Annotated in this window: 17 protein-coding genes; 6 read left to right on the top strand and 11 right to left on the bottom strand. The window is 50.2% G+C overall.

Features of this window, described 5'->3' with window-relative positions:
• Positions 1–91: 91 nt before the first annotated feature.
• A complete protein-coding gene (locus BMX22_RS04635; protein WP_074741103.1) occupies positions 92–565 on the bottom strand; it encodes an SLOG family protein in 474 nt (157 codons plus the stop codon).
• Between the two features lie 174 nt (positions 566–739).
• Here BMX22_RS04635 and BMX22_RS04630 point away from each other — a divergent pair, with 174 nt between their 5' ends.
• A complete protein-coding gene (locus BMX22_RS04630) occupies positions 740–1,051 on the top strand; it encodes a helix-turn-helix domain-containing protein (RefSeq protein ID WP_072419348.1) in 312 nt (103 codons plus the stop codon).
• A gap of 15 nt (positions 1,052–1,066) precedes the next feature.
• Positions 1,067–2,368 (top strand): RES domain-containing protein, encoded by a 1,302-nt coding sequence (locus BMX22_RS04625; protein ID WP_081349081.1) that lies wholly within the window; start codon positions 1,067–1,069, stop codon positions 2,366–2,368.
• Positions 2,369–2,413: 45 nt separating this feature from the next.
• Here BMX22_RS04625 and BMX22_RS04620 read toward each other — a convergent pair whose 3' ends face one another.
• Positions 2,414–2,626, bottom strand: a complete 213-nt coding sequence (locus BMX22_RS04620) for a hypothetical protein (RefSeq protein WP_074741099.1) — start codon at positions 2,624–2,626, stop codon at positions 2,414–2,416.
• A 191-nt stretch (positions 2,627–2,817) separates the two neighbouring features.
• Complete coding sequence (locus tag BMX22_RS04615) at positions 2,818–3,162, bottom strand: plasmid mobilization protein (protein ID WP_074741097.1); 345 nt, start codon at positions 3,160–3,162, stop codon at positions 2,818–2,820.
• 506 nt (positions 3,163–3,668) lie between these two features.
• Here BMX22_RS04615 and BMX22_RS04610 point away from each other — a divergent pair.
• The 3 genes from BMX22_RS04610 (at position 3,669) to BMX22_RS04600 (ending at position 6,128) form a co-directional block, all read left to right on the top strand.
• Entirely contained in the window at positions 3,669–4,043 is a 375-nt protein-coding gene (locus tag BMX22_RS04610) for a hypothetical protein (protein WP_318259678.1), read from the top strand.
• Between the two features lie 145 nt (positions 4,044–4,188).
• Positions 4,189–4,407: a transposon-encoded TnpW family protein gene (locus BMX22_RS04605; RefSeq protein ID WP_074741093.1), complete on the top strand. Its 219-nt coding sequence runs from the start codon at positions 4,189–4,191 to the stop codon at positions 4,405–4,407.
• An 89-nt stretch (positions 4,408–4,496) separates the two neighbouring features.
• Entirely contained in the window at positions 4,497–6,128 is a 1,632-nt protein-coding gene (locus BMX22_RS04600; RefSeq protein WP_074741091.1) for a recombinase family protein, read from the top strand.
• Positions 6,129–6,208: 80 nt separating this feature from the next.
• On the opposite strand, the gene BMX22_RS04595 is transcribed toward BMX22_RS04600, so the two are convergent.
• Complete coding sequence (locus BMX22_RS04595; RefSeq protein ID WP_074741089.1) at positions 6,209–6,817, bottom strand: Ltp family lipoprotein; 609 nt, start codon at positions 6,815–6,817, stop codon at positions 6,209–6,211.
• A gap of 150 nt (positions 6,818–6,967) precedes the next feature.
• Here BMX22_RS04595 and BMX22_RS04590 point away from each other — a divergent pair, with 150 nt between their 5' ends.
• Positions 6,968–7,183, top strand: a complete 216-nt coding sequence (locus BMX22_RS04590) for a helix-turn-helix domain-containing protein (protein ID WP_318259677.1) — start codon at positions 6,968–6,970, stop codon at positions 7,181–7,183.
• A 38-nt stretch (positions 7,184–7,221) separates the two neighbouring features.
• On the opposite strand, the gene guaA is transcribed toward BMX22_RS04590, so the two are convergent.
• The 7 genes from guaA to ychF all read right to left on the bottom strand — a co-directional run bounded on the left by guaA (position 7,222) and on the right by ychF (position 17,261).
• Positions 7,222–8,772, bottom strand: coding sequence for a glutamine-hydrolyzing GMP synthase (gene guaA, locus BMX22_RS04585; protein ID WP_074741085.1), 1,551 nt, complete (start codon positions 8,770–8,772; stop codon positions 7,222–7,224).
• A gap of 164 nt (positions 8,773–8,936) precedes the next feature.
• Complete coding sequence (locus BMX22_RS04580; RefSeq protein ID WP_074741083.1) at positions 8,937–9,725, bottom strand: histidinol-phosphatase; 789 nt, start codon at positions 9,723–9,725, stop codon at positions 8,937–8,939.
• Positions 9,726–10,035: 310 nt separating this feature from the next.
• On the bottom strand, positions 10,036–10,989 hold the full coding sequence (locus tag BMX22_RS04575; protein ID WP_074741081.1) for a glycoside hydrolase family 5 protein: 954 nt from the start codon (positions 10,987–10,989) through the stop codon (positions 10,036–10,038).
• Positions 10,990–11,112: 123 nt separating this feature from the next.
• A complete protein-coding gene (locus tag BMX22_RS04570) occupies positions 11,113–12,492 on the bottom strand; it encodes an LCP family protein (RefSeq protein WP_074741079.1) in 1,380 nt (459 codons plus the stop codon).
• A gap of 63 nt (positions 12,493–12,555) precedes the next feature.
• Complete coding sequence (locus BMX22_RS04565) at positions 12,556–15,075, bottom strand: hypothetical protein (protein ID WP_074741077.1); 2,520 nt, start codon at positions 15,073–15,075, stop codon at positions 12,556–12,558.
• Positions 15,076–15,085: 10 nt separating this feature from the next.
• Positions 15,086–15,847, bottom strand: coding sequence for a 23S rRNA (guanosine(2251)-2'-O)-methyltransferase RlmB (gene rlmB, locus BMX22_RS04560; RefSeq protein ID WP_074741075.1), 762 nt, complete (start codon positions 15,845–15,847; stop codon positions 15,086–15,088).
• A 319-nt stretch (positions 15,848–16,166) separates the two neighbouring features.
• Positions 16,167–17,261 (bottom strand): redox-regulated ATPase YchF, encoded by a 1,095-nt coding sequence (gene ychF / locus BMX22_RS04555; RefSeq protein ID WP_074741073.1) that lies wholly within the window; start codon positions 17,259–17,261, stop codon positions 16,167–16,169.
• Positions 17,262–17,500: the final 239 nt, after the last annotated feature.

The raw sequence follows: 17,500 nt of genomic DNA, 5'->3' as shown, positions 1-17,500 counted from the left end.
AAATTTAGTAAAAAAGCAATACATTTCGCTATGTTTAAACAATATAAAAATGAATTCCAAAGATTGATCCTCAACTTCAATCCTGCTGGAATCAAAGTTGCATATCAGCCAAGTTCCTAACCTTTTTTCTATGCTTCTCGGCATACTGCATCGTTTTATACGCTCCGCCGCTCTTATGTTGAATACAGCACACGACCAGGTCAGAACGAGCAACCATGTACCTGTTACGGACTTGTATTGCAGATTTATAGTGTGCTTCAGATGATTCGGCACAGATCTCCACCTCATCATAGTAACTGAGATAGCTCTGCTCGTTGTCACGGTATTCGGCTTTCATATACGGCAGCACAAGGATCAGCAACGTGTTGCCGTAGCCGTACTGCTTGACAGCTCGTCTGATTGCCGATGCTGCCAGCAGGTCAAATTCCCCGTCCCGACCGATCAGAAATTCTACATACTGTTTTTGGGTGATGAGATCATGCAAGAGTTGGTCCAGCTTACTTTCGATCTCTGCCGCCCTTTCTACTTCACGATGCCCAAAGAAACTGACTGTGTATATGTCCATAGCTTATACCTAAAAATGTTGTTGTTCGTATTACTAATGATACCATCGCAAGAATAATCTAATATATCTTGATTATAACATATATTAGAAGATTATTCAAGATAAAACAACATATTTCCTTTGAGTATAGCTGATTTCTTTTGCTGTATTATAGTAGTAAGAGGTGATTTAGCTATGACAGACGATTTTGTAAGGAACAGGATAACTCAGCTCCGGCTGCAAAAGGGTGTATCAGAGTACCAGATGAGCTATGATCTCGGTCATAGCCGTGGATATATCTACAACATCTCATCGGGAAAGTCCCTGCCGCCGCTTTCGGAGCTATTTGCGATATGCGACTACTTTGGCATCACACCTGCTGAGTTCTTCGATGACAGCATTTCAAATCCTGAGCTGATACGGAAGGCTGTTGAGGGTATGAAGCAGCTTGATGACGGGGATCAGTTGATGATACTGAATCATATCAATAGGCTGTTAAAAAAGTAGAAATCTATTATCACTATGTATAGGATAGAGGAGATGATTGTATTGCAACCAAAGCATTGCTGCACAAATTGTTTTTCCAATTTACATTTGCAAAATCATATTATGCAGAATTATGACCAAATTGGAGTGTGCGATTACTGTAAATCAGAAAATGTTAAGCTGTATCCTGTATCTCAAATGGGCGAGCATATCAGAGAGTGTTTAATGAAAGCATACGAATATATAGATGATGGAACAGGAGCAATGTGGGATGATGAAGAAGACGGCTATATTGATTATAAAGGAAATTCATCTGAGCCTATATCAATAAGAGAGATTTTATGCGATGATGAAGCGATCTTTACAGATATTGCAATGAAAAACGGATTGTTAGAATCCTTATTTGAAGATGTCAATTCATATGAAAACGTAAAAGACGGTGAATATGATATATGGGGAGAGATAGATGAGCCTCAATTTGTCATTCGTGATGATTTATATGGTGAGGAAATACTGCCTGTGTATCAAGATTGGTTGATGTTTAAGCATATCGCCAAGCATTATAATAGGTTTTTTGCAATTGATGGATATGGAGACTACTCTGACTTCTTAGAGAGATTTAAAAGCATTCTATGGGGATTTGCCGACGATCTACCTGTTGGAACCAAGTTATGCAGAGCACGCAAACAGGATAATACATTAAATGACTTATCTAATATTCAGCCGTATAAGGATATGGGACCAGCACCTCCAAAATTCGCACAAACTAATAGAATGAGCCCAGCGGGCATCTCATATTTATATTTAGCAACTGATAAAGATACAACATTTTCAGAGTGTCGGTTGTCCGATTGTACTGCGATTGTTGCTGAATTTGAATCAACTCAAGAATTGCAAGTAATTGATTTTACTAAAGATAATGATTATTATGATTGTGGCAGTATATTTAGCGAAGATTATTGTCATGAAGAGCGTTTCATGACTCGCTTTTTAAAGAGCTTTGTTAAGGAGCTGTCTCAACCAATCAGTGATAATCAAGATCGTTCCTACGAATATGTTGCAACTCAAATAATCTCTGAATATATTAGAAGCATTGGTCTCGATGGAATATGTTATCAAAGTAGTGTAGCTAACGGAAAGAATTACGCTTTCTTTTATGGTCCAGATCCCAAAGAGGTTCCAGGTTTATATCCATACCCATTTAATGATCCACACTATCCATATGAACTACCAATTTTAGATCCTTATACTGAATTCTTTAAGATTACTCAAGTTGAGGAAGTTAGATTGGAAAATATAACCAAAGCAACAACTGTTCACACACGAATGATCAAATAATTGCGAATAAAGGCGAGCTACCATTTTGATAGCTCGCCCTTTTGCTTATTCATCCTCATCCGAACATTCCTCCAGCCCGTGCAGGAGCTGAATGTATACGCACTCCGCACGTTCATGCTCCTCGCCATCGGTGGACATCATAAGTTCAAGGAAATACGCCTTAGCTTCTTCGCAGTCCGTCCAGACCTCACGTCTGCCATTGCATACTGTAATGACCGTGTTCGATTTCGGCATTGCCAATTCTGGTGTTTTCAACATAGCTGTGTACCTCCAAATCAATATTGTAGATACAGTATATACCATAATAGCACCAGAGTCCAGCATATCGGAATAATTGTAACCATTATTGTGAAAGGCGCAGCAATTTCAAAAGCCAGTCCGGTACATAGCGCACATATCGTATTTCATCGCCGTCAGGGTTTCCACTGACGGCGATTTTAATATTCTGCTCAATGCTTTAGCTGAGCCACCTTTGTTTGCAGAAACATCAGCGGACGCCAGAGATTATCGCCAAGCTCCTTGATCTCCTCAATATCTTCCTTGTAAACTTTGTTCGTGACGTTTGCACGACGGGCGATCTGATTGATATTGTTGGCAACGTTATTGGCGATGCGGGTGAGTTCTTTCAGCTCGTTTTCGTTGACCTGAGCGATGTATCCCTCAAAAATCATCGCACGAACAAATCCACTGAGACTCTTCATACCGCTGTTAGCAAACTTCTTCTTGATAGCCGCCATTTCTTCGGGGCTGACACGGACTTTCAGGTACAGTGTACGCTTCTTTTCATCTTTCATTTCTCTTGTTCTCCTTTTTTATTCTTCTCAATTCGGGGTCGTAGGGGCAGCGCCCTCTGCCAAGCCTTGTGAAGTGTGTGTAGCCGCATTTTGCGCCCACACTTCACCGTGCTTGCTGGTAGAGTTTCGTCCCTGTGGGGCGAATGTCATTTCCGAGCATTTCAGCTCGGTCTTTTTTTCTCGATTCAGAGAATTGGAGCTGTGCGACTTTTTCTATATCGTCGCTCCCCATTACCAATATAGCGCACTTTCCCGATCACGTCAATAATAAATTTCAGATTTTTTATGTTCGTTCAAAATCGCTTCGTCAAAATGCCCAGATAGCGTAAACGGCGAAATAGCGTACTTTCAGTTTTTTGAATCGCAAAATTCCCCGGATATTTGTTGACAAAGTATGAACAAAAGTTTGTGCGCAATGCGGCTTGTATTTCAAATGTAGAGCGCGCTATAATTGGATCATGGCAGTTGAGCTTCGGTCACTCGGCTCTGCCTGCTGAGAACAAAAAATGAAAGGTTGTGATTTTTCTATGGGCATCTATACAGAAAAGAGAGATCAGCTCATTGAGAAGATCAAAGGTTTGGAAAAGCGTATCGCAAGCGATACTGCGAAAAAGAAAACGCTGGAGGACAAGCTGAAAGAAGTTTCTCGTCTGGCGATGGCGGAGGAGTACAACTGCAAGCCCCGTGAGCTTGATGAGATCATCACCTCGGAGCATCTGCTTCTGGAGAAACTGAGAGCAAGCGGTCTTTCCGATGAAGATCTTCTGAAACTGGTCGGCGGCGGAAATGCTGAAAATGAGAAAACCGATACCGCCGATCTTCCCGCTGACTTCGGACAACAAATGAGCTTTACGGATAAAGCGAATCCATACGAGGATTAAAACTATATGATAATAAAAATAGCTATGCAATGGGACGGCACCTGCCGTTCCGCACAGCTATGTCAAAAACAGAAAGAGGGGCAGATAGAGAAAGCGATCCCTCGCTCTAAAAGCATAGAAAAAGAGAAGCTAAGGAGTACAAGCTATGAATAATAACACAACTGCCGTAGATAGAGAGAAGGCAGAAACTACTTTTAATCCAATGACCGAGTACAAGATCGGGCATACCCTTTACACTGTGACCACCGTGTTCAACCCTGCTTCAAAGGAGAGCCTTTCAGAAATCATGAAACGGCTGATCATCCGAGAGAGCGAAAAACTCCCCGGTGAATCCGGACAAGAACCCGAGAAGCAGGCTGTGTAACTTTGGAATAATGGCGCATTGTATTTATTTTCGGTGTGCGCTATAATGATAACATAGCTTGCTGTATCTGTCGGAAAGAGAGGTAAATTATGACAGACAAGATCACAGCATTATATTGTCGTCTTTCGCAGGACGATATGTTACAGGGTGAGAGCAACAGCATCACCAATCAGAAGGCTATCCTCAAGAAGTATGCAGAGGACAATGGCTTCTGCAACACCGTTTACTATGTTGATGATGGAGTAAGTGGAACAACGTGGGAGCGTGAGGGCTTCAAAGCGATGATGGCTGACATTGAGGACGGCAAAGTAGGAACGGTCATCACCAAAGATTTGAGCCGTCTCGGTCGTGATTATCTCAAAACGGGTGAACTGATCGAAATGGTATTCCCAGATTATGACGTTCGCTACATTGCGATAAATGACGGCGTGGATACGTTCAAGTCAGAAAATGAGCTGATGGCTTTCAAGAACATTTTTAATGACTGGTACGCCCGTGATACGAGTAAGAAGATCAGAGCCGTTTTCAAGGCCAAGGGGCAGTCGGGCAAACACCTTTCCAATCCGATCTACGGCTACAAACATTCGGAAACTGACAAGAACCTTTGGGTGATCGACGATGAAGCCGCCGAAGTTGTTCGCAAGATTTTTCATCTTTGCATTGACGGATACGGTCCGGCGCAGATCGCTCGCATCTTGACGGAAGAAGGTATCCCTACGCCGACGGCTTATGCTTTGTCGCAGGGCAGGGATAACGGTCACAAGAATGCCAATCTCAGCCGCTGGGGTATGGAAACAATCTCAGGTATTCTTGAAAAGCCCGAATATGCAGGTCGCACTGTGAATTTCCGCACTCATGTGAAGTCCTACAAAAACAAGAAGCGTGTGGATAACCCGAAAGAGGATTGGCTGATCTTTGAGAATACCCATGAAGCCATTATCACTCAGCAGGAGTTTGACTTGGTTCAGGAGCTTCGCAAGAACAAACGCCGTCCGACAAAGCACGAGGAAGTCAATCCGTTTTCAGGCATCTGTTACTGTGCCGACTGTGGAAAGAAGTTGTATCTGTGCCGAGCGACAACCATGACTGCCGACCAAGAGCATCTGAAATGTGGCACCTATGCAAAAGACAAGAACGGCTGTACAATTCACTTCATCAGGACAATAGTGCTGAAAGAGATCATACTCGGTGAACTAAATAAGATGGTTGCCTTTGTCAAGGATAATGAGGACGAGTTTGTGCAGATGGCTATGGACAATTCCGTTCAGAAGCAGTCCTCGGAACTTGCGAAGACGAAGAAAAAGCTGAAAGAAGCAGATAAGCGCATCGCTGAACTGGACAGACTGTTCACAAGACTCTATGAGGATAACGTATCAGGTAAGATTTCCGATGAGCGTTTTTCAGTGATGTCGGCAGGATATGAGGACGAGCAGAAAAAGCTCAGGGCAACCGTAGCTGAGCTGACCGCTTACATTGATACTGCCGAACAGAAGTCAGCCGATGTGACCTCTTTTATTCAGGTGGTGCAGAAGTATGAGCGTATCACGGAGCTGACACCTGAGATCATGCATGAGCTGATCGAGAAGATCGTCGTTCACGCTCCTGAGAAGAGCAGCGGGCATCGCACACAGGAGATCGAAATTCACTATCGCTTCAATGTTGCCGTAGCGACTGCTGTTGCTGACAGCATGAAGTATGACAAAAAGAGAAAGGCTGCGTAACCGCCCAGGTTACGCAACCTTATCTTCGAAAAATTAAAACTTCTTTATTAGTACCCGTCTTTGGGTCGGCTTTTTTGCTGTTAATACCCTGCTTGTGTTACACCGTATTCGGCTTCGCTTTCTGAATAACCTTCAAACAATAATTGGTTTATTAGTTCTTGACGCGAAAAGCTAAAGGTACTAAGGTAATTCTTAGCTGATTTGGCTGCTTGTTCATTCCAATCAGCACCGCAGTTATCAACACCGTATTTTGCTTCTGATTCCGAATAGCCCTCAAATATAAGTTGATTATAAAGTCCATTATACGAAAAAGCCATAAGTGTAAGATAATTCTTCGCGGCGTTTAACGCGTTACGTTCACCAAGTGTAGCGGTTGGTTCGGGTTTTGCAGTAGTCGGTGGTTCGGTCGCAACAGTTGTCGCAATAGTTGTTGTTTCAGGGACGGTAGTCTCATTTCCACTGTTTGTTGTTGCAGCGCTTTGAGTGGTCGTTTCAGAAATGGTTTCTTTTGATGATTCCGTTGTTTTTTCCGTGTCTTCTGCCGCAGATGTAGCTGATGTCTCAGGCATTTCTTTGGTCTGGCTGTCTTCACCGAGTATAATTACAGATGAACAACAGCAACAGCCCATACAAAGAACGCAGGCGATGACAGCAATAATGATGATTATTTTAGAGTTATTCTTTTTCATACAATCACTCCTTCTGCAAGTTGGATATAATTGTTAGTACCTTTTAGTACTAACATACACATTATATCATCAGAATATGATAAAGTCAATAGTACCGATAGGTTCTAAAGCTGAAATCGGCAGACTTTACAAATCACGGAGATGATATTTGTGTACTTTCAAAGGCTGAGAGACCTGCGCGAAGATATGGATATGAATCAGACACAGGTCGCCGAGCTCCTCCACACCAGTCAGACAGTCTATTCACGCTATGAACGCGGCTTCCAGACGATTCCTGTGGAACATCTTCTTATTCTCGCAGATTTTTACAAGGTCTCGACAGATTATATCCTAGGCAGAACAAACAACAAGGCTGTAAATAAATGAAAATCCCCGTCTGAATACAGACGGGGATAACTGTTTCATCAGAGCCATTCCACGGTTCCGGGGGGCTTGGAGGTTATATCGTAGACTACGCGGTTTACGTGCTCTACCTCATTGCAGATGCGGTTCGACACGCGGGCAAGAACGTCATACGGGATACGCGCCCAGTCTGCCGTCATGAAGTCGTCCGTCGTTACGGCACGGATAGCGATGAGGTGGTCGTATGTGCGGTGGTCGCCCATAACTCCGACTGTGCGGACGTCGGGCAGCACTGCGAAGAACTGCTTGAGCTCGCTCTCTATCCCGCTCTTGGCTATCTCGTCGCGGAATACGGCGTCTGCCTCCTGCAATACCTTTATCTTTTCCGCTGTTATCTCGCCGAGTATGCGGACGCCGAGTCCCGGTCCCGGGAATGGCTGTCTCCACACCAGCTCGTGCGGGATACCAAGCTTTTCGCCTACTGCGCGTACCTCGTCCTTGAAGAGGTCCGCAAGAGGCTCTATCGTGCCTGCGAACTTGATGTCATCGGGCATTTTTACCATGTTGTGGTGAGTCTTGATGACAGCGGTGCTGCCCTGTCCTGCCTTGTTGCCCTTGCCCGATTCTATGCGGTCGGGGTAGATAGTGCCCTGTGCAAAGAAGCCGTCGGCTCCCTGCTCGCGTATCTTGCTCCAGAACACGTTGTAGAACTCGGTACCGATTATCTTGCGCTTCTGCTCGGGGTCGGTAACGCCCTTTAGTGCCGTGAGAAACTGCTCCTTGCAGTTGACACGGACAAAGTTCATATCAAAGAGGCGGGTGAAGGTCTCCTCGACAAAATCGCCCTCGTCTTTTCTCATAAGCCCCTGGTCGACGAATACGCAGGTGAGCTGTTTGCCGACTGCGCGGGAGAGAAGTCCTGCTGCCACGGAGGAGTCAACTCCGCCCGAAAGTCCGAGAATGACCTTCTTGTCGCCTATCTGCTCGCGGAGCTTCGCCACGGTGGACTCGATGAAGTCGTCCATTACCCAGTCGCCCGTGAAGCCGCAGACCTCGTAGAGGAAGTTGTGGAGTATCTCCTTGCCGTATTCGCTGTGTGTTACCTCGGGGTGGAACTGTACCGCGTAGAGCTTCTTCTCGGGACATTCAAACGCTGCACAGGGGCAGTCCGCCGATGTCGCCTTCACGGTGAAGCCCTCGGGGAGCTTGCTGACGAAGTCGGTGTGGCTCATCCATACTACGCTCTTCTCGGGGACTCCGCCAAAGAGCGCTCCGCCTGTCTGCTGTATCTCTATCTTGCCGTATTCGCTCTTCTCGCAGCTCTCGACCGTGCCGCCGAGCGTGTATGCCATGAGCTGGCAGCCGTAGCAGATACCGAGTATCGGTATGCCGAGGCTGAATATCTCTGCCGATATGTGGGGCGAGGTCTCGTCGTATACGCTGTTGGGGCCGCCCGTGAATATTATTCCGTCGGGAGCGAGCTCTCTTATCTTTTCAATGGGAGTCGTGTAGCTGAGTATCTCGCAGTATACGCCGCACTCGCGCACTCTGCGCGCGATGAGCTGGTTGTACTGTCCGCCGAAATCCAGCACGATACAAAGTTGGTTTGCCATAGGTTTCCTCCTTATTCCGCTTTCGGGACGCTTGTACGCTCCGCTTCCCTTGTGCGTCAATACTCTTTAATTATGCCATTTTTTTCGCTTTTTTGCAAGGGGTTTTCGCAATTTCGTCAGTATATATAAATTTAGACAACACCGCACAAAGTCCGCTGACGGCTTTATACTGTGTCTGCGGCGGGCTCTGCGTCCAAGCCGTCAAGCTTCTCTTTTACGGGCAGCGAGAACTTCTCGGCGAGTGCAAGGCACCTCTCTATCGGTCCGTTGTCGCTGAGCATGGTCGGCGTGTGCGCGTCACAGCCGATTATCGCCGTATTGCCCGTTTCCCGCGCTATTGCGAGAAAGCGCTCGGAGGTGTAGTTCCTCCCGTCGCGTACTCCGTAGAGGTTTATCTCAACGGGACTGCCGTGCTCTTTCAGGTATCTGCACAGGCGCCTGAATTCCCTGTCGTAGACGGCGGGGCTGCCTGTGAAGTTGAAGAGGTCGGGGTGGGCGAGATAGGCGTATCTGCCCGTTTCCATGCCCTCGATGACAGTGTCGACGTATGCTGTGAGGTCGGCTTCGCTGTCGTTGGGGATGCCTGTGTACGGGGCGTAGGGCTCGGCTCCGACCGAGTGCTGACCCAGTATCATGTAGTCAACGGGATAGCCCGCGAGCAGCTTGTCCTGAGCTTCGAGGAGCTCGGGGATGTATTCGGCTTCAAAACCTATATATATCGTGATGTCACGCGCGTACTCCTTCTTCAGGTCGGTCAGTGAGCGGAAATAGCCGTCGACTTCGCGGGGCTCCATGCGCGAGTCTGAGATGTACGCATACGGATATACCCACGGGCAGTGGTCGGCGAATCCGAGCACCTTGAAGCCGTTGGCTATGGCGTGCTCGATGTACTCCCTGTCCTCGCCCTTGGCGTGGTGACAGCGGAATGTGTGTGTATGGTAATTTGCAAACATTTTATCCCTCCGTTTGTGTCAATACTTCGGCAATAAAAATCAATGATATGTTGTCGGTCTGCGCCGAGGCGAAAATGTACGGAACGGTCGGCAGTGCATAGCTAACGCTCGCCTGCCTGCTTTTCAGGGGGACGCCGTCCCCCTCTGTCCACCCCCTGCTGGGGTGAGAACCTCACCCCAGACCCCCGTAATTGCGCTTCGCGTTTTTTCAATCACATTAATAATAACATATTATTCTGATAATAGCAAGCCGCACGGAGAAAAAATCAGAGGGAGCCTTTTGTGTAGGTTCCCTCCCGATAGTGTTGTTTTATATAAGTCTGAGCAGCTCGCTGCGGACTCCGTCAAGGCGCTCATCGGTAATGCCGAAGTCCATTTTCTTGTACGACCATGCGGCTCTGCCGATGCCGTGCTTCTCAAATACGGTGTTTATCGTGCGGTACCACTTGATGACGTCATCTGCGGGAACGACGTCGATAACCCCGTATTCGCCGCAGTAGAGGGCGGCGCCGTGCTCGTTCGCCTTGGCGATGGCTGTGGAGAAGAGCTTCTCGAAATACTCGGGTGTACAGCCGCTGTCCTCGAATGCGATGCGCTCTTCGGGGACGATGTCGTTGGTCCAGTAAGCTCCCTGATGCGTGAATTTGAGGGGCTCGTAGCAGTGCATATTGTACACAACATTCTTGTCGAACGGAGCGTCGAGGAATTGTACGGTGTCTGCGGCATTGTTGTGGTAGCTGCCGACAAAAATGAGCGTGTCGGGGGCGTACTTCCTTATCCTTGGTATGCAGCGTCGGATAACGGCGTTCCATGTGTCGATGTAGGACTTGTCGGTCACCTCATTGAGAAGCTCGAAGGCGATGTTTTCAGGGTGTTTGCCGTACCTCTTCGCAAGCTCCTCCCAGAGCAGCATGAAGCGTTCCTGATACGTTTCGCTGTCGAAAAAGCCGTTTTCGTCCTCGCCGTAGTAGTCAAACGAGAAGCCTGCCGTCTTGTGGAGGTCGAGCAGCAGATTCAGCCCGTATTTCCTGCACATCTCGTATGCGTAATCGAGATATGCGAAGCCCTCCTCAATATAGTCGCCGCTTCCGCGCTCGAGTATGTTGTAGTCGAACGGTATGCGGACGTGGTCGATGCCCCATTCGGAAACGGCAGCGAAGTCCGCCTCGGTTATGAAGCCGTCGAGATGCTCCTTGGCGTAGCTGCACTGCGACAGCCAGCCGCCAAAATTGATTCCCTTGTAAAAGCCTTTTTCCTTCAGCATATGCGCTACCTCCGTGGCGGTGTTGTTTTTATTCATTGTAGCAGTTTATTTAACAATTTGATACCATTTTTTTGATATATTTAGTATTTTTTTGCTCCGACGTGTCACGCCTGCGGGACGGTGTCATTCGGATGCAAATACGTTGTTCTTGATAGTCTCAAAGTTCTGGTCGAAATCGACTATGAGGGCGTCTCCGCTCGCGGTGCTCTCGCCGTAGTATGTGCCCTCGGCAGGTATCTGCATGGGCGAGCGCTCGTACCTCATCCACAGCGGTGCGCGCAGTGACATGATGTACAGCTTCGCGGTGTCCATATTCGTGGTCACATCGGGCAATACTTTCGTTGAGAGGTTCTTGAGCATCATCGGGTTGAAGGTCTTGAGCTTGTCCATTACAAGGTCTACCACGCGGCGCTGACGCTCCGTGCGCTCGAAGTCTGCATTGCCGATGTGGCGTATGCGTGCATATGCGAGTGCCTGCTTGCCGACCAGATGCACCTTACTGCCGCCGCTCTTCAGCAGGTCTGACGTGCGCTCGTCGCCCATTATCTCGTTGACCTCGGCTTGCAGTATCGTGTTTATCTCCTCTGCCTCAGCGTCGGAGAGGTCGACGTCGATGCCGCCGACGGAGTCAACTATGCTCGCGAACGAGAGGAAGTTTATGCATACATAATCGTCTATCTTTACGCCGAAGTTGTGCTCTATCGTGTCCATAAGAAGCTCGGGGCCGCCGTAGGAGTACGCGGCATTGAGCTTGTCCCAGCCGTAGCCAGGTATCTCGACGTAGCAGTCACGCATGAAGGACGTCGTGCAGACCTTGTTCGTCGCGCTGTTGGCGGAGACGAGCATCATCGTGTCGGAGCGTCCGCGCTCGTCGAGTGAACGGCCGTCTGTGCCGATGAGGAGCACGCTCGTCACGTAGCTGCGGGACAGTGCTCCCGAGGTGCGCTCACGTTCCTGCGTGGGGACGTAGTCGAGCTTGCGTATAAGGCTAAGCGAGGTGCATGAGTACATGATGAAAAGCGTCAGCACAATCGTCATCACAAATGTGAAAAGCCGCTTGAAGAGCCTGCCGATAAACGTGCCGCTGCGCTTTTTCTTCTTCTTGACCTTTTGGGGCTTCGGGGCGGGACGCCGCCTCTGAGGCGGGGGAGCAGGCTGACTGTATGCCTGTCCCTGCGGCTGCTGTTGGTAGTAGGGCTGCTGATAAGGCTGCTCCTGCGGCTGCTGCTGATAGTAGGGCTGCTGATAAGGCTGCTCCTGCGGCTGCTGCTGGTAGTAGGGCTGCTGATAGGGCTGCTCCTGTGGCTGCTGCTGGTAGTAGGGCTGCTGATAAGGCTGCTCCTGCGGCTGCTGTTGGTAGTAGGGCTGCTGATAGGGCTGCTCCTGCGGCTGCCTATACCGCTCGTTGTACTGACGGCGCGCTTCTGGCGGTATCACCGTCGTGCGCGTGTTTTCGTTGTCTTCGTTGCGGACAGGTCGGCCGTTTCTGTATTTCTCGGACATGATGTCGCTCCTTTTGCGGTTATGATTCGGGCGCACACGATGGTGCGCCCTTGATGTATCTGTTTACAGCTTCTTGCGGTTCACGGCAAGATATGTCAGTCCCGTCACTATGAGATTGTATACCACCATTGCCGTCGCCGACATATAGATGTAGTCGAACTCGAATGCCTTCGACAGTATCAGCATCATGCACAGTGCAAGTCCGAGCAGTATTGACGCCGTCTGGAAGATGAGCCCGAGGGTGGCGGACGAGTGTACTATCTTGATGCCGAGTATGAGCTGTGCGAACGAGGAGAAGCGTCCCGTACAAGCCATTGAGGCGCTCATGCGGACTGTGCGCTTCGTTTCGGCGTCAAAGTCTTCGTAAAGCTTCTTCGGGATGACCCTTATCATATCCTTCGGGATATTGTAGTAAGAGGCTATCGAATCCTGCGTGATGAAGTGGTCTGTGCTCTTCACGATGAGGCATATCTTCTTCTTGATGAGCTTCTCCGACCACTTTCTGATGTTCCTGTCGGGGACGATGTCCACGACGAACAGCGCCGCAAGATTTCCCGATATGGAGAGGTAAAGCGGTTCGTGCCCATTCGAGACCTCGCCCTCCTGTGTGCGGGTGGGGAGTCCTTCGATGTTGTGGGACTCCATCAGCTCGCGGCTGCCGAGAAGGATACGGCGGTTGTTTATCCAGCCGCACATACCCGTGTCCTCGGCGGAGAAGTTCTCGATGGGGTAGAGGAGCGTTTCCCTGCCCGATATCACGTCAGCAAAAAGCTGCTGGAGCACGCTCCCCGAGTAGTGGGTGAGGCTTGCCGCATCAAGCAGCGCCTCGTCTATCTTTGTGTTGGAAAAGACCTTTATTCCGCCCAGTCTCACCGTGTTCTCGGGGAAGAGCAGGCTGCTCTCCACAAGGAGAGAGTTGGCGTCGTATAGGTCGTCGACGCTCTGATATCCGAGCAGCACGCCCTTGTTCCTGAGTGTGGTGTTCGAGATGTTGTCGAGCGGTATGTTCGCTACGAAGGGCAGAGCTATACATGAGCTTGCGCATATCAGCATACTGAATATCGAAAAGCCGAATGCCAGCGAATCTGCCGTGAACAGTGAGCCTGTTCTGAAAAATGTGAGGAATACCGATACTATCACCGAAAATGCGAGACTCAGCGGCACTGACTTGCGGCAGAATGCGTCTGTGATGTCTGCGGAGTAGGAATAGCGCAGGAAGTCGGTGAGGAAGTCGGTGCGGCGCATGGCGGCAAGTATCGGGAAGTCTCCGAGCGTGCCGCGGGTAAGGCGCTCGGCGCGCTCTTCGTCGCGGACGTATACGACTGCGTGACGCTCGAAGTTCTGCGAGACGAACTTGAAGTTGCGGTGGGCACGCCTGATTATCAGCAGCTTGCCTATCGAGTTCATCAGCATCGCAAGTATCGCGACGGGCATATAGATGTGTATCGTCTCCTGCTGTGCCATATCCTGCCGCAGAAATGCCGTCAGAAGCGAGAGGAGACAGGAGAGCGAGGTCACTGCCGTAAGTGAGTCGCTGTCGGGCTTCAGCGTGATGAGGTTCTTCACGCCCTTGGTGATGACGGGCAGCGAGTAGAACATCGATATCAGTCCGAGCAGCAGGTGTGCGAGCAGGAAAGTTCTGATGTGGGTGATGCTGAGAAAGCTCACTATCGGGAAGCCGAATCGGCTGCAAAGCGTGATATACAGGCTCAGAAAGGCTGTCATCGCGAGCACGGTCGTCCTTGTGGAAATGATGCCTTTCAGCTCGTATATGTCGCGCCCTACGTCCTGCACGTCGCCGTAGTAGTTGAAGTCGACGATGCGCTTGGTGCGCTCGGCTTTTGCCTTCATACGCGTTATCTCGTCGGCATTCTGGGTGATATGTACGTCGAGCTGTGAGGCGTCTATCTCCTGCGTTTCGCTGAGATTCAGGCTCGTCACCTCTGCACGCGGTGCGGGGATAACAGGCTTTGCTGCCTCTACCGCGTCGGGGGAGGGGACTATGTCGGTCACGTACTTCCTGCCTTCGGGTGACTCGAATTCATCAAGTATCTCGCGGCGTGTACGCTTTTTCTTCTTGAATTCGGGCGGAGTGTACATATACTCGCCGTCGGGCGACTCCTTTGAGTAGGTATAGCCCGTCTTGTTTTTGCGGCCGCGCTTCTTTTTCTTGCTCTGCCGCTCTATCTCGCGGGCTCGTGTTGAGTCCGCCATACGCCTTATCAGCGGTGTGCCGCTCGCTGCGGGGGCGTTATCGTCGGCGGCGTAGGAGTTGACGGGAGTTTCGGTCTTTACGTCTTCAAGTCCCTCATTTCCAGCAAATCCCGTTCTCTTGCGGGAAATAGTCTCGGGCTTGTATTCGTCCGCTGAAGGCTGCCTCTCGGCGGGCTCGTCGAACAGTTCGTGCCTCTCGTGCGAGACCGTTGGCGGCTTGGGCGCGGGCTCTTCCTTCACGGGGTCGGGCAGGGTCGAATTTATGACCTTCTGCGCGTCCGCTCTCGCTACGTGAGGCGCCCCCGCTTCATCTTTATCGGGGGAATACTCGTCGAGTATGTTTTCAAGTGAAAGCTTGTTTTCTGCCATAATGTCCTCCTTATGCTTTGGAGCCGCGCTGGCGGAGCACCTCATACATGAAGATGCCCGCAGCGACAGAGGCATTGAGCGAATTTATCCTTCCGAGCATCGGAAGCTTTACCATGAAATCGCATTTTTTCTGTATCAGCTTGCTGATGCCGAAGCCTTCCGAGCCGATGACAAGTCCGCAGCTTCCCGTGAAATCGGTAGCTGTGTAGTCCGAGCCCGTGGCGTCTGTGCCGTATATCCATACTCCGCGCTCCTTCAGCTCGTCGAGCGCTGCGGCGAGGTTCGATACACGCGCTACGGGGACGTAGCTTGCCGCGCCTGCGGAGGTCTTGTACACGGTGGCGTTCAGCCCTGCGCTCCTGCGCTTGGGGATTATCACGCCGTCAGCTCCCGAAGTCTCGGCTGTACGGATTATAGCGCCGAGATTGTGGGGGTCTTCTATCTCGTCACAGATGATGATGAAGGGCTTCGTGCCCTTTTTTTCGGAGACGGCAAGGATATCGTCGATAGTCACGTATTCCGCACACGCTCCTATCGCGACTACTCCCTGATGTGACGCGCCGCCCGAGAGCTTGGTCAGCTTGGCTTCGAGGGCGTCCTTGACTACTACGCCCTTCTCCTTTGCAAGACGGCGGATAACACTGAGGCTCCCGCCGCTGCCGCAAATGTATATCGTATCGAGGTTAGCCCCCGATTTCAGTGCTTCGGTAACGGGATTGCGTCCGCAGATGACCTCGGCGGCGCTCTCCTCGGTAAAATTCTTATGCTCCATATATCTTTCGCGGGCTTTGTGAGCCCATCTCCTTTTGTTCTTTCGACCGAAAATACGGCCACTTTACATTATATCATTTAGGCGCTTAAAATACAAGACTTCATATGTTAAAATTCTGCGCTGTGAGCCGTTTTTTTCTGTGTACTTTTTGCAAGGGCTTCTCCCTTGACCAGCCGTTAATACAAAAAGGGGCGGAAAGGGGAGCCCCCTTTGGCGGATTCGCAGGTTACCAAATATGAGCCGTTACTTTACGGCTCGGTAGCCCACTTTTTTCCGCTAAGGAGAGCAGCCTAATGTCTCCGCCCCCAAGTATTTCGTTTCAGACGTTGAATCTGAACAGCACGATGTCGCCGTCCTGCATTACGTACTCCTTGCCCTCGAGCCTGACAAGTCCTTTTTCCTTCGCCGCTGCCATTGAGCCGCAAGCCATGAGGTCGTCGAATGAGATGACCTCCGCACGGATAAAGCCCTTCTCGAAGTCGGTATGTATCTTGCCTGCCGCCTGCGGTGCCTTTGTGCCCTTCTTGATAGTCCATGCGCGTACCTCGGGCTTGCCTGCGGTGAGGTAGGAGATGAGTCCGAGCAGTGAGTAGCCCTCCTTGATGATGCGGTTGAGTCCCGACACCTCAAGCCCGAGTTCCGCAAGGAACATCTTCTTGTCGTCCTCGTCCATTTCTGCTATCTCAGCCTCGGTCTGCGCGCATATCGGCAGCACCGCGGAATGCTCCTCCTCGGCGAGCCTGCGTACCTGCTGGTAGTTCTCGTTGGTCTCGATGTTGTTCGCGAAGTCGTCCTCGCTGAGATTTGCGGCGTATATTACGGGCTTTGCCGAGAGCAGGGGAGTTGACTTTATCAGTTCGCGCTCCTCGTCTGTGAAGTCGAAGCCGCGCGCGGATTTGCCTTCCTCAAGGTGAGCCTTCAGACGCTTCAGGAAGTCTGCCTCCGCGAGGTACTTCTTGTCGCCCTTTGCTGCTTTCAGTGCGCGGTCGATGCGTCTGTCGACCATTTCTATATCGGAGAATATGAGCTCGAGGTTGATGGTCTCGATGTCGCGGAGCGGGTTTATGCTGCCGTCTACGTGGACGATGTTGCCGTCCTCAAAGCAGCGTACCACGTGGACTATTGCGTCCACCTCGCGGATATCGGCAAGGAATTTGTTGCCGAGTCCCTCTCCTTTCGATGCGCCCTTTACAAGGCCTGCGATGTCCACAAATTCGAGCGTTGCGGGGGTGAACTTGTCGGGCTTGTACATTTCCGCGAGCTTATCGAGGCGCTCGTCAGGGACTGAAACTATGCCCACGTTCTTCTCGATAGTGCAGAACGGATAGTTCGCCGACTCTGCGCCCGCGTTCGTCAGTGCGTTGAAAAGGGTGCTTTTGCCCACGTTGGGCAGACCTACCATACCAAGCTTCATAATTTGATTTACCTTACTTTCTGTTGTGTTTTTGTGGGACGCCGAGTGCGGCATTCCCTGCATTTTTGCTGTTGTAGGGGGCGTCCTTCGGGCGTCCGCATTTATTGTTTGCTTTCGGACCGCCAAAGGCGGCCCCTACAAAGTTGCCATGTAGGGGCGCATTACAGCAAAGCTGCATATAGCATCACAATCCAAATCAAAGATTTGGTGTGCTGCTTATCCGTGCGCCCGATTATTGC

Source organism: Ruminococcus sp. YRD2003, from assembly GCA_900109435.1.
In the GTDB taxonomy this organism is placed as follows: domain Bacteria; phylum Bacillota; class Clostridia; order Oscillospirales; family Ruminococcaceae; genus Ruminococcus; species Ruminococcus flavefaciens_G.
Note: the sequence above shows the minus strand (reverse complement) of the source record. Positions and strands in the feature narration are given on the sequence as shown.